Source organism: Candidatus Symbiopectobacterium sp., from assembly GCF_020054415.1.
Classification (GTDB): domain Bacteria; phylum Pseudomonadota; class Gammaproteobacteria; order Enterobacterales; family Enterobacteriaceae; genus Symbiopectobacterium.
Map to the genome: position 1 here is coordinate 1 of NZ_JAHWCO010000020.1, position 13,434 is coordinate 13,434.

The window sequence follows — 13,434 nt, forward strand, 5'->3', positions numbered from 1 at the left end:
AATGTGCTGCGGGCGTACGCCGATGGCCACTTTACTCGATGGAAAACGGATCTGGGCAGAAAAGAATCTGAACCAGATGTAATCTGACAGACACCTGTATAAATAATCGGTAACTGTCAGATCAGGTCTGAGCTAGTACACGTGATGCCTTGCAAAAAGAGGCGATTGCGTTGGCCGAGGCTGCGGGCGTAGAACGCGGGAGCATAACAGTCATCGAGTTTATTGAACTACCGCTAGCCTATTTGCCGGGCAATGCCGTTCAGGTAAAAGTGAAGGTTGCTGGAAATCTGCTACAACAAGCCAGGCATGATGAAACGCTCCCATCCGGTCATCGTTTGGGAGCGTGTCACATCAGTAGATGACTTTATGTCCGTAGCTCTGCAGTATGGATTGTACGCGGTTCATGGTATCGGCTTTCGGCGGTTTTACACCATCCAGCTTATATTCTTCCCCCATAGCGACCCATTTATGCTTTCCCAGCTCATGGTAGGGTAGCAATTCGATTTTCTCGATGTTGGTCGTGTCTTTGGTAAATTCACCCAGCAGGTGCGCTGAGGCATCATCATCCGACCAACCAGGGACGACTACGTAGCGAATCCAGGTACGCTGATTGCGCTTGGCTAAATAGCGGGCAAATTCCAGCGTGCGGTGATTGGAGACGCCCACCAGATTCTGGTGAATACTGTCATCCATCTGTTTCAAATCCAGCATCACCAGATCGGTAACATCCAACAGTTCATCAATCACCGGATCGTAGCGGCGCACGAAACCATTGGTATCGATGCAGGTATTGATGCCTTCTGCCTGACACGCGCGGAACCAGTCGCGCACAAATTCAGCCTGAAGAATGGCTTCGCCGCCCGATGCGGTAACGCCTCCGCCCGAAGCATTCATAAAGTGGCGATAGGTCACCACTTCTTTCATCAGATCCTCAACAACGATCTCCTTGCCGCCGTGGGTATCCCAAGTATCGCGGTTATGGCAATACAGGCATCGCATCAGGCATCCCTGAAAGAAAACGATGAAACGAATACCGGGACCATCGACGGTCCCGCAGGATTCAAATGAGTGAATGCGACCGATCAGTGACATTACAAGTGTTTCTCCAAATATGGCCGTTCAATAGCAGCAGGTGTTAACACGAACAGGGAAATGCAACGGTGCGCCGACGTCATGTAGGACGTGTAATAAACGAACGGTAAACCGTCTCGCCTGTGTCGTGTTGAATCTGTTTTGCCAGCCCGCCGCGGTACAAGGAGCGGGCTGGCAAAACAGGTTATCAGTGCGGAGGGTGAGAAAAAGGCCCCACCGGGGTGGAGCCTTTATTTTACGCCTTTTCAGGCAGTCAGGGAAATTACATTGACTGAGTGAAAGTACGGGTAATAACGTCTTGCTGCTGTTCTTTGGTCAGCGAGTTGAAGCGCACGGCATAACCAGAAACACGGATGGTCAACTGCGGATATTTTTCCGGGTGTTCCATTGCATCCAACAGCATTTCACGGTTCATCACGTTCACGTTCAGGTGTTGACCACCTTCGATGCTGGATTCGTGGTGGAAGTAACCGTCCATCAGGCCTGCTAGGTTGGTCTTACGCACGTCATCATTTTTACCCAATGCGTTAGGAACGATGGAGAAGGTGTAAGAGATACCGTCTTTCGCGTAGGCGAACGGCAGTTTAGCAACGGAAGTCAGAGATGCAACAGCACCTTTCTGGTCACGGCCGTGCATCGGGTTAGCACCCGGTCCGAATGGTGCACCAGCGCGACGGCCATCCGGTGTGTTACCGGTTTTCTTACCATATACCACGTTAGAGGTGATGGTCAGAACAGATTGTGTCGGGGTAGCACCACGGTAGGTGGTCAGTTTCTGAATTTTCTTCATGAAACGTTCTACCAGGTCACAAGCAAGGCCATCAACGCGCGGATCGTTGTTACCGAACTGCGGGTATTCGCCTTCGATATCGAAGTCGATGGCCAGGCCATCTTCGTCACGAATCGGTTTAACTTTCGCATATTTGATGGCAGACAGGGAGTCAGCGGCAACGGACAGACCGGCGATACCACATGCCATGGTACGGAACACGTCACGATCGTGCAGCGCCATCAGCGATGCTTCGTAGCTGTATTTGTCGTGCATGTAGTGGATGATGTTCAATGCAGTGACATACTGCTTGGCCAGCCAATCCATGAAGTGGTCCATACGGTCCATTACCACGTCAAAGTCCAGCACATCACCTTTGATCGGTTCAGATTTCGGACCGACCTGCATCTTCAGTTTTTCGTCCACGCCGCCGTTGATAGCATAGAGCATGGTTTTTGCCAGGTTGGCACGTGCACCGAAGAACTGCATTTGTTTACCAACAACCATCGGGCTCACGCAACAAGCGATAGCATAGTCATCGCTGTTGAAGTCCGGACGCATCAGATCGTCGTTCTCGTATTGCAGAGAAGAGGTATCGATGGACACTTTAGCTGCATACTTTTTGAAGTTCAGCGGCAGTTTTTCAGACCACAGGATAGTGATGTTCGGTTCCGGAGACGGCCCCATGGTGTACAGGGTGTTCAGGAAACGGAAGCTGTTTTTGGTTACCAGAGTACGACCGTCAAGGCCCATACCGGCCAGGGACTCAGTTGCCCAGATCGGGTCACCGGAGAACAGTTCATCGTATTCAGGCGTACGCAGGAAGCGCACCATACGCAGTTTCATCACAAGGTGGTCGATCAGTTCCTGTGCGTCTTGCTCAGTGATTTTACCGGCTTTCAGGTCACGTTCGATGAAGATATCCAAGAAGCTGGATACACGACCGAAGGACATGGCCGCACCGTTCTGAGATTTAACCGCAGCCAGGTAGCCGAAGTAAGTCCATTGAACGGCTTCTTTTGCATTGGTAGCCGGACCAGAGATATCGCAGCCGTATTTGGCAGCCATTTCTTTGATCTGAGACAGCGCATGATGCTGGTCGGCAATCTCTTCGCGCAGACGGATAGTCGCTTCTAGGTCTTCACCGTTTTCCAGTTTGGATTGCAGAGAAGTGAAATGAGCGAATTTGTCTTTCATCAGGTAGTCGATACCGTACAGCGCAACGCGACGGTAGTCACCGATGATACGGCCGCGGCCATAAGCATCCGGCAGACCGGTCAGCACGCCAGATTTACGGCAGCGCAGGATATCCGGAGTGTAAACATCGAATACGCCCTGGTTATGGGTTTTGCGGTATTCGGTGAAGATTTTTTTCAGTTGCGGATCCAGTTCACGGCCATAAACCTTGCAGGAACCTTCAACCATTTTGATGCCGCCAAACGGAATCAGCGCACGTTTCAGCGGCGCGTCAGTTTGCAGACCAACGATTTGTTCCAGGCTCTGGTCGATATAACCGGCGTCATGAGAGGTGATGGTGGCTGCAACGTTGGTATCGAAGTCAACCGGCGCGTGAGTGCGGTTTTCTTGTTTGATACCTTCCATAACAGCATCCCACAGCTTGGTGGTTGCCGGAGTAGCGCCAGCCAGGAAGGACTCGTCACCTTCATACGGTGAGTAGTTCTTCTGAATGAAGTCACGTACGTTGACGCCATTCTGCCATTCACCCGCGCTAAAACCTTCCCACGCGTTAGCCAATTTTTCATTCAGTTCGGTCATATTACACCTACCTTTGGTTTGGAATTCATAACCCGATTTGCAGTCGGCGACAGATTAATGTTTGTCGCCACCGCGCAAATAAATAACCCAATATGTTAACCCTACCAGAAAACCGCCGCCGACGATGTTGCCAAGCGTGACAGGAATCAGGTTGTCCACGATAAAGTTGTGGAGGGTAAGGTGCTCAAATTGTGACGGCGCTTTGCCAATGGCTTCCCAAAATTCGTGCGCCGCGAAATTCTTGATAACGATCCCCATGGGGATCATAAACATATTAGCAATACTGTGCTCAAAGCCGCTGGCAACGAACATGCCCACCGGTAGGATCATTGCGAACATTTTGTCTGTCAGCGTCCGGCCTGAGTAGCTCATCCATACCGCCAGACAAACCATCAGGTTAGCCAGCACCCCGAGGCAAAACGCTTCAACAAAAGTGTGTTCCACTTTGTGTTCTGCGGTTTGCAGGACACTAAAGCCCCATGCACCGTTGGCGACCATATGCTCACAGGCAAACCAGATCAGAGCGACAAAAAACAGTGCGCCGAACAGGTTGCCCACATAGACGTTACACCAGTTGCAGGCCAGCTGTTTCCAAGTGATACGGCCGCTTGCCTTGGCAATCACTGTTAATACCGTTGAGGTAAACAGGTCAGCGCCGCAGACAACCACCAGCATCAGGCCGAGTGAGAAGCAGATCCCACCAATCAGTTTAGCCATGCCGTAAGGCATAGACGCGGAATCGGTTGTGGCTGTGATGTAAAAAACGAAGGCGATAGAAATAAAAACACCAGCAGTAATCGCCAAAAAAAACGTAGTCAGGGGTTGTTTGGTAGCTTTATAGACACCAGCATCTTCAGCGACTTTCGCCATGGCTGCCGGTAGTAAAAGTGTAAAGGGGTTGTCAGCTTTCACACTAACGTTCTCCAAGATTTATCCGCGAGGGGATACTAACAAAGCAGTATAAAGCAAAATTTGACTTGGATCATATCGTGAAAATTTAGTGGGGTGAAAACCCTCTACGATCTGCACTAAATTCACGCTAACCAATTTAAATTAATAAAGAAAAAATATTTTAAAAATTATAAAAAGAGTTGAATATAGGGGGTGGAATAGCGTGAAAAAGAGTTAAGTGATATGCGTTTTTGTATCATTTCGGTGTTGTGAGTTGCTGCAAATTAATTAAAAATTCACCATTCAATAACAATAAGTACATTATTCTTCATTTTATGAGAAATGCCGAATTATTCGAACTACGCAGCGATAAGATATTGGATTATGACATCTGGCGTGTTGCTGGAAAATTGATCGAAAAAATAAGGTTGCCGCTTGAGGTCATAACAGTGTGAATGCTCCCCGGTGTTAACCGGGGAGGACGGGCGATACGGCATTAGCCCCAGAAACGACGCTTAGCCGCTTGCAGTTTCTCGTAAGCTGCCAGCAGCGATTGGTGTGCAGGCAATGTGGAGAAGGTGTCATCGACGTCAAACATCCCGTAGAAACATTGCTCACCGGCAATCGCTGCGCTCGCGGCGTCGACGGTGTCTCTGCCGTACATTTTCACAAACGCATCGTAATACTGTAATGGCTCACGCTCTTCGTCCAATGCCAGCGTCAACAGCGTCTGCAAACAGCGGTAGTAGTTGCTGCGCGATGTGCTGAAGACGGAGCCGTTGAAATCCTGCGTCCATTCCGCCTGTTCCAGATCGCCGCCTGCCAGCGCCAGCATCGCTTTTAATTCACCGATGCGCAGCGTGAGCCAGCCATTATCCTTGCCAGTTGCCAGCCCTAGCAATTCGCGCACGCGAGTGAAGTCATCAAAACCTTCATCATCCAACTGAGCGATCATATCGAGATACGCCTGCTTTTCCCACTGACTGCCGGGCAGAGAGAGGATGGTCTCGCGTAAATGCACACCCATATTGTTGTTTGCCAACAGCAGGTCGTCTGCCGGATAAATGTCGGACATCCCCGGTACGATAATGCGGCAAGCATACACTGACAGGTGCTCGTAATCGGCGATGTACACCTCTTTGTGTTCTTTGTGGAAAATTGCCATCAAGGTAGCAAATTCCTGCTCGTTGCTGCCTTTAAAGCTCCAGTCGACAAAGGGATAGTCCGCGTCTGTTTTAAACAAATCCCAGGAGATCAAACCACTGGAATCGATAAAGTGGGTTTCCAGATTGGCATGATCCGCCACATCATCATTGTCGAAGCTCGGCGGGGTAAATACATCGAGATCTTTCAACCCGCGTCCTTGTAGCAGTTCGGTGACAGTACGCTCCAGCGCGACGCAGAAATCCGGGTGCGCACCGAAAGAGGCGAAGCAGGTGCCGTTACTGGGGTTGAACAGCACCACGCAGATCACTGGATAATTACCGCCCAGCGAGGCGTCATAGGCAAGGATCGGGAACCCTTCTTTTTCCAGCGTGGCGATGGCTTCCACCACGCTAGGATAACGTTGAAACACGCTGTCCGGGATGGTTGGCAGGCTGATGGCTTCAGCAATAATGCGGTTTTTGATGTGGCGTTCGAACACCTCAGACAACCCCTGAACAAGCGCTTCATTGGCGGTGTTGCCAGCGGACATCCCGTTGTAAACGTAGAGGTTACCGATGATATTCATCGGGATGTAGACGGTGGTGTCATCGGATTGACGGGTAAACGGCAGGGCGCAGATGCCACGTTCGCCGTTGCCGGATTGCAGATCCACCAGCATGCTGGCGCTCAATTCGTTATCAGGATCGTAAAATGCGCGCAGGTGATCATCCAGAATCCCCAGTGGCAAGCTGTCATAGTCCGGCAGCGGGAACCATTGCTCGTTCGGGTAATGCACGAAATCGCCGTTAGCGATTGACTTGCCCAAATAGAAGTCTGCAAAGAAGTAGTTGGTGGAAAGACGCTCGAAATATTCGGCTGAAGCCAAGGCGGCTTTCTTGCTGGCGCCTTTGCCTTTGGTAAAGCACAACGGGCAATCTTTGTCACGAATATGACGGACCAGACGTTAGGCACCGGATTAAGCCAGGAGGCTTCTTAGATGTTGAACCCTAGGTCACGGAGTTGCTGTTGAAAACGGGCGATGGAGTCTTCTAGGGCTGCGTCTTTGCCTAGGATGAACGTTTGGCTCATGATTGTCACTTTTCTCTTTTATGGGACGTGCATCATACGGACTTTTCACGGACAACTCCACGCTGTCGCCGTGCGTGTTTTATACGGGAAATCGTAATAAGGATTGCAGCGGGAAGGAGCCAGTGATAAAAACAAATGGTGGCGGTTGCTGCAAATAGCCAACGTGGTTGTTGTAAAAAATCATAATAGTCGTACTAAACACGTGGTGAGGGGAAATGACGCAAGTTTTCAATTTTAGCGCCGGTCCAGCCATGCTGCCGGTTGAAGTGTTGCGTCGTGCCGAGCAAGAGTTGTGTAGCTGGCGTGGGCTGGGAACGTCCGTAATGGAAATCAGCCACCGCAGTAAAGAATTTATGCAGGTGGCGGCGGAAGCCGAGCAGGATCTGCGCGATTTGTTAAAGATCCCCTCCAACTACAACGTGCTGTTCTGCCAAGGGGGCGCGCGCGCGCAGTTTGCGGCCGTGCCACTCAATCTGCTGGGTGACAGCACTAAAGCTGACTATATCGACGGCGGCTATTGGGCGCACAGTGCGATTAACGAAGCGGAAAAATACTGCAAACCGAACGTTATTGACGTGAAAACACGCATTGACGGCCTGCGCGCCGCCAAACCGATGCGTGAATGGGCTCTGTCTGACGATGCCTCTTTTGTGCACTACTGCCCGAATGAAACCATTGATGGTCTGGCAATTGAAGAAACGCCTGACTTTGGCGACAAGATTGTGGTTGCTGACTTCTCCTCCAGCATCCTGTCCTGCCCGATCGATGTCAGCCGTTTCGGCGTGATTTATGCCGGTGCGCAGAAAAACATTGGCCCTGCCGGTTTAACCTTGGTGATTGTGCGCGATGACCTGTTGGGTAAATCCCGCAGCGTGCTGCCGTCGGTGTTGGATTACAAAACGCTGGCCGATAACGACTCCATGTACAACACGCCGCCGACCTTTGCCTGGTACCTTTCTGGCATGGTATTCAAATGGCTGAAAGAGCAGGGTGGCCTGGTGGAAATGGAAAAACGCAATCGCGAGAAAGCGGATCACCTTTACGGCGCTATCGATAGCAGCGATTTCTACCGTAACGACGTGCTGGCCGCCAACCGCTCACGCATGAATGTGCCGTTCCTGCTCGGTGATGACGCGCTGGATAAACTGTTCCTGGAAGAGTCTAAAATGGCTGGGTTGCATGCGCTGAAAGGCCACCGCGTCGTGGGAGGGATGCGTGCGTCGCTGTACAACGCGATTCCGCTGGAAGGTGTACAGGCGCTGACTGCCTTTATGGCGGATTTTGAACGTCGCCACGGCTAATACCGCAGCGAGTGGCGCCGTGGTCTGCCCGCGGCGTTGCAGGTCGTACCGTTGCCGCAGAACGTAAAGCGGCAACTTGTTTCCAGTAAACCCCGGTGTGTACCGGGGTTTCTTATGTTGATGACCGGAGTTAAGAGTTACATGCAGGAATCCCTTACCCTACAGCCTATTTCCCTGATCGATGGCGTGATTAACCTTCCCGGTTCGAAAAGCGTCTCTAACCGTGCTTTGTTGCTGGCAGCATTGGCTACGGGGACGACGCGTTTGAAAAACATGCTCGATAGCGATGACGTTCGCCATATGCTGGACGCGTTGCAACTGTTAGGCGTGCAATATCAGCTTTCGCACAGCAGCACCGAGTGCGACGTCACTGGTATTGGTGGACCGTTCAGCGTGTCGCAACCGTTAGAACTGTTTCTTGGCAATGCGGGCACGGCGATGCGTCCGCTGACCGCCGCGTTATGCTTGAAGCAAGGAGATATTGTTTTGACCGGTGAGCAGCGTATGAAAGAGCGACCGATCGGCCATTTGGTAGATGCGTTGCGCCAAGGTGGCGCGACCATCGACTACCTTGAGCAGACCAACTATCCGCCATTGCGCCTGCACGGCGGTTTCCAGGGGGGTGAGATCGCTGTGGATGGCAGCGTCTCCAGCCAGTTCCTGACCGCGCTGCTGATGACAGCGCCGTTGGCGAGCAAAGACACCCGCATCAGTATCAAAGGCGATCTGGTGTCCAAGCCCTATATCGATATCACGCTGCGCATGATGAAAGATTTTGGCGTTGAGGTGCACAACGAAAATTACCAGTACTTCAGCGTACAGGGCAACCAGCAATACCATGCGCCAGGTGAGTATTTGGTGGAAGGTGATGCCTCTTCCGCCTCCTGTTTTTTGGCGGCGGCGGCCATTAAAGGTGGAACGGTCCGTGTCACGGGCGTGGGGCGCAACAGCGTGCAAGGCGATATCCGTTTTGCTGACGTGCTGGAAAAAATGGGTGCCATTATTCGTTGGGGGGATGACTATATCGAGTGTCAGCGCAGTGAGTTGCATGCCATCGATATGGACATGAATCATATCCCCGATGCGGCCATGACGATTGCTACGACAGCGCTGTTTGCCGAAGGTGGCACCACGACGCTGCGCAATATCTACAATTGGCGCGTAAAAGAGACCGATCGTCTTGCGGCAATGGCGACTGAGCTGCGCAAAGTCGGTGCGACGGTGGAAGAGGGGAACGATTATATTCGTATTACGCCTGCCCCTCAGTTACGTTTTGCCGAGATCGGCACCTACAACGATCACCGTATGGCGATGTGTTTCTCGCTGGCGGCATTATCCGATACACCAGTGACCATTATCGACCCCAAATGTACGGCAAAAACTTTCCCTGACTATTTTCAACAGTTGGCGCGTCTGAGCCACGGTTAATAATCAGACGGTAGTTGCACTTTCCCTGTAGGGTGGGCCTATGCCCGCCCTCAGTTTTACAAGGCATCTTCTGAAATTTTATCTTTCTCAGGGTGTTAGGCTAACGGCTTTGCTCGTTGGCGCGTATAATGGGGCACCGTAAGTCGTAACAGACCTCGCGGTTGACCCGAGTAATAGGAGAAAGAGATGGCGGTAACGGCACCGGTAATAACGGTTGATGGGCCGAGTGGCGCAGGCAAGGGAACGCTGTGCGAGGCGTTGGCAGAAACATTACAGTGGAATTTGTTGGACTCGGGCGCGATTTATCGCGTGCTCGCCTTGGCTGCCTTACATCATCAGGTTGATATCGGTTCGGAAGAAGCGTTAGTGCCGCTGGCGTCGCACCTTGACGTGCGTTTCGTTGCTGAAGACGGGCAATTGAAAGTGATTCTGGAAGGTGAGGACGTCAGTAACGAAATTCGTAATGAAACGGTCGGTAACACTGCCTCGCAGGCGGCCGCTTTTCCGCGTGTAAGAGAAGCATTGTTGCGTCGGCAGCGTGCGTTTCGCGAAGCGCCGGGACTGGTCGCGGATGGCCGAGATATGGGTACGGTGGTGTTCCCAGATGCGCCTGTGAAGATTTTTTTGGATGCCAGCGCGGAAGAACGTGCACAACGACGCATGCTACAGTTGCAGAAAAAAGGCTTTAATGTTAACTTTGAACGTCTTTTGTCCGAGATAAAAGAACGGGATGTGCGCGATCGGAGTCGTCCGGTAGCACCGTTAGTCCCTGCCGCAGACGCGCTGGTGTTGGATTCGACCGATATGTCTATTGATGACGTTATTGCGAAATCGCTCAGTTATGCGCGTGAGATCCTTGCTCAATCACAGAATTGATTGAGGCGCTATATGGCATTTTTTTTAACCTTGTTGTAAGGATAACAGCAGGGCGTGTGAGACAACCCCATCAAGCAGGATGCCAGATGGACGTTAAATTGAAACCCTTAAGATTAACAACATGACTGAATCTTTTGCTCAACTCTTTGAAGAATCGCTGAAAGAAATCGAAATTCGTCCGGGTTCCATCGTTCGCGGCGTTGTCGTTGCTATTGATAAAGATGTCGTACTGGTTGACGCCGGTCTGAAATCTGAATCTGCCATTCCGGTAGAACAATTCAAAAGCGCACAAGGCGAACTCGAAATCCAGGTGGGTGACGGAATAGACGTTGCCCTAGACGCGGTAGAAGACGGTTTCGGTGAGACCTTGCTGTCTCGTGAGAAAGCGAAACGCCACGAAGCCTGGCTGATGCTGGAAAAAGCCTACGAAGAAGCTGCGACCGTTACCGGTGTTATCAACGGTAAAGTGAAAGGCGGCTTCACGGTTGAACTGAACGGCATCCGTGCGTTCCTGCCGGGTTCTTTAGTTGACGTTCGCCCGGTTCGCGACACTCTGCACCTGGAGGGAAAAGAGCTTGAGTTTAAAGTGATCAAGCTGGATCAGAAACGCAACAACGTTGTCGTTTCCCGCCGTGCAGTTATCGAATACGAGAACAGCGCTGAGCGCGATCAACTGCTGGAAAACCTGCAAGAAGGCATGGAAGTTAAAGGTATCGTTAAGAACCTCACTGACTACGGTGCATTCGTTGACCTGGGTGGCGTTGATGGTCTGCTGCATATCACTGATATGGCGTGGAAACGCGTTAAGCATCCGAGCGAAATCGTCAATGTTGGCGATGAGATTACTGTGAAAGTGCTGAAGTTCGACCGCGAACGTACTCGTGTGTCCCTGGGCCTGAAACAGCTGGGCGAGGATCCGTGGGTTGCTATCGCTAAGCGCTACCCGGAAAACACCCGTCTGACCGGTCGTGTGACCAACCTGACTGATTACGGCTGCTTCGTAGAAATCGAAGAAGGCGTTGAAGGTCTGGTACATGTATCTGAAATGGATTGGACCAACAAAAACATCCATCCGTCCAAAGTGGTTAACGTGGGCGACGTGGTTGAAGTTATTGTTCTGGATATCGACGAAGAACGTCGTCGTATCTCCCTGGGCTTGAAACAATGCAAATCCAACCCGTGGCAGCTGTTCGCTGAAACCCACAACAAGGGTGACCGCGTAGAAGGTAAGATCAAGTCTATCACTGACTTCGGTATCTTCATCGGTCTGGATGGCGGTATCGATGGTCTGGTACACCTGTCTGACATCTCTTGGAGCGTGGCTGGCGAAGAAGCCGTTCGCGAATACAAGAAAGGTGACGAAATCGCCGCTGTTGTTCTGCAAGTTGACGCAGAGCGCGAGCGTATCTCCTTGGGCGTTAAGCAACTGGCGGAAGACCCGTTCAATAACTATCTGTCACTGAACAAAAAAGGTGCGATCGTAACGGGTAAAGTCACTGCTGTTGACGCAAAAGGTGCTACAGTTGAATTAGCAGATGGCGTTGAAGGTTACCTGCGTGCTTCTGAAGCATCTCGTGACCGTGTAGAAGATGCTACGCTGGTTCTGAACGTAGGCGATGAAGTTGAAGCCAAATACACTGGTGTTGATCGTAAAAACCGTGTTGTAAGCCTGTCTGTACGTGCGAAAGACGAAGCGGATGAGAAAGACGCTATCGCTACCGTAAACAACAAACAGGAAGAAGGTAACTTCTCCAGCGCAATGGCTGAAGCGTTCAAAGCAGCTAAAGGCGAGTAATAGGGTGGGGTGAGTCGGCCATGAGGTTGACTCATTCTGTTACGGTAGTAAGTCAATCGTGGCTATCCAATATTGATATAACCACGCACTTGGAGGAATTATGACCAAGTCTGAACTGATCGAAAGACTTGCTGGGCAGCAATCTCATATCCCGGCCAAGGTGGTTGAGGATGCAGTGAAAGAGATGCTCGAGCAGATGGCGGCAACGCTGGCTGATGGTGATCGCATTGAGATCCGAGGGTTCGGCAGTTTTTCACTTCACTACCGTGCACCACGCGTTGGGCGCAATCCAAAAACCGGTGAAAAGGTAGAGCTGGAAGGTAAATACGTTCCCCATTTCAAACCAGGTAAAGAACTGCGCGATCGTGCAAATATTTATGGCTGATATGCCGAGATAATCTGCACGAAACACCGTGGTATTATTTGCAATAGACTGTAATGTCTAGCTTTTTAGAAAGGCACCTGTAAAAAGGTGCCTTTTTTATTGCCCTTAAACCCAACTATCTTGCAATCGTTGTCAATATTGCGAGCTTTCCGCCAAAAGCGCAAAGCGCCGATAAACCCGCCCGTTGTGTCAACCGATAACATTATTAAGCCTATGGTTTACTTTGTAATGGAATAAAATGTTAAAAAATATATAGATTAGTACAGGGTTATTAGCGTTGCTCGGGGTGATGGCTGCTCTGTCGTTGCTGGTAAGCGCCACGGGGATCATTGCCATTAATAAAAGTTACGATGCGCTCGTGGTGCTAAATCGTATTCAGGGCGTGGAACTGGGCAATTTTGCGAGCAGTAACACCAATATGCAGCGCGTGCGTGTAGCGGATTCTTTTGCGACTCGCGCGTTGGAAACGCAGCAGTGGGATGATGCCATGGCGGCGGCGGGCCGTTCCGGGCAATATGCCCGTGCGGCTAAGGACGATCTTGATCGTTTTTTTGCGGCAACTGCGGGCACCGTGCAGGAAGAAATACTGGCTCAGAATATCGCCCAACCCTATAAAAATTATTATGAAAATGGCATTTTACCGATGCTAGATGCGCTAAAAAGTCGCGACATTGAGCGTTATTACCAATATCAGGTCACCCAACTCAAGCAACTTGGGACCGTCTTTGATAAAGTGTATTAGTCGCGACTAGATCTGACACTGGACCTTGAAAGGTTGAGAGTTACCGGTTTTGATATGGGTGCCTAATCCTTAAACAAAACGCGAGGTAACTCTCATGCTTCATACTTACAATCCCATTATCAAACACAAAGCCGGCCTGCTCAA

Annotated in this window: 10 protein-coding genes and 1 pseudogene; 7 read left to right on the plus strand and 4 right to left on the minus strand. The window is 50.9% G+C overall.

The window, feature by feature from the left end; all coding sequences use genetic code 11:
- The first annotated feature begins 149 nt into the window (after positions 1–149).
- Positions 150–362: a hypothetical protein gene (locus QZ506_RS00610; RefSeq protein WP_291968328.1), complete on the plus strand. Its 213-nt coding sequence runs from the start codon at positions 150–152 to the stop codon at positions 360–362.
- On the opposite strand, the gene pflA is transcribed toward QZ506_RS00610, so the two are convergent.
- The 4 genes and pseudogenes from pflA to ycaO all read right to left on the minus strand — a co-directional run bounded on the left by pflA (position 352) and on the right by ycaO (position 6,763).
- On the minus strand, positions 352–1,092 hold the full coding sequence (gene pflA / locus QZ506_RS00615; protein WP_291968329.1) for a pyruvate formate lyase 1-activating protein: 741 nt from the start codon (positions 1,090–1,092) through the stop codon (positions 352–354). The two genes, QZ506_RS00610 and pflA, sit on opposite strands and share 11 nt — an antisense overlap.
- 262 nt (positions 1,093–1,354) lie before the next feature.
- Positions 1,355–3,637, minus strand: a complete 2,283-nt coding sequence (pflB, locus tag QZ506_RS00620) for a formate C-acetyltransferase (RefSeq protein ID WP_291968330.1) — start codon at positions 3,635–3,637, stop codon at positions 1,355–1,357.
- Positions 3,638–3,691: 54 nt separating this feature from the next.
- Positions 3,692–4,549, minus strand: coding sequence for a formate transporter FocA (gene focA, locus QZ506_RS00625; RefSeq protein WP_291968332.1), 858 nt, complete (start codon positions 4,547–4,549; stop codon positions 3,692–3,694).
- 475 nt (positions 4,550–5,024) lie between these two features.
- A pseudogene (gene ycaO, locus QZ506_RS00630) lies at positions 5,025–6,763 on the minus strand (30S ribosomal protein S12 methylthiotransferase accessory factor YcaO).
- Positions 6,764–6,978: 215 nt separating this feature from the next.
- On the opposite strand from ycaO, the gene serC reads away from it, so the two are divergent.
- The 6 genes from serC to QZ506_RS00660 all read left to right on the plus strand — a co-directional run bounded on the left by serC (position 6,979) and on the right by QZ506_RS00660 (position 13,290).
- Complete coding sequence (serC, locus tag QZ506_RS00635; protein ID WP_291968334.1) at positions 6,979–8,064, plus strand: 3-phosphoserine/phosphohydroxythreonine transaminase; 1,086 nt, start codon at positions 6,979–6,981, stop codon at positions 8,062–8,064.
- A 141-nt stretch (positions 8,065–8,205) separates the two neighbouring features.
- Positions 8,206–9,492, plus strand: coding sequence for a 3-phosphoshikimate 1-carboxyvinyltransferase (gene aroA, locus QZ506_RS00640; protein ID WP_291968336.1), 1,287 nt, complete (start codon positions 8,206–8,208; stop codon positions 9,490–9,492).
- Positions 9,493–9,678: 186 nt separating this feature from the next.
- A complete protein-coding gene (cmk, locus tag QZ506_RS00645) occupies positions 9,679–10,368 on the plus strand; it encodes a (d)CMP kinase (RefSeq protein ID WP_291968338.1) in 690 nt (229 codons plus the stop codon).
- A 121-nt stretch (positions 10,369–10,489) separates the two neighbouring features.
- A complete protein-coding gene (gene rpsA / locus QZ506_RS00650) occupies positions 10,490–12,163 on the plus strand; it encodes a 30S ribosomal protein S1 (RefSeq protein ID WP_291968340.1) in 1,674 nt (557 codons plus the stop codon).
- A gap of 100 nt (positions 12,164–12,263) precedes the next feature.
- Complete coding sequence (gene ihfB / locus QZ506_RS00655) at positions 12,264–12,548, plus strand: integration host factor subunit beta (protein ID WP_195312909.1); 285 nt, start codon at positions 12,264–12,266, stop codon at positions 12,546–12,548.
- A gap of 256 nt (positions 12,549–12,804) precedes the next feature.
- Positions 12,805–13,290 carry a Tar ligand binding domain-containing protein gene (locus tag QZ506_RS00660; protein WP_291968342.1) on the plus strand — a complete coding sequence of 162 codons (486 nt, stop codon included), beginning with the start codon at positions 12,805–12,807 and terminating at the stop codon, positions 13,288–13,290.
- Positions 13,291–13,434 lie beyond the last annotated feature (144 nt).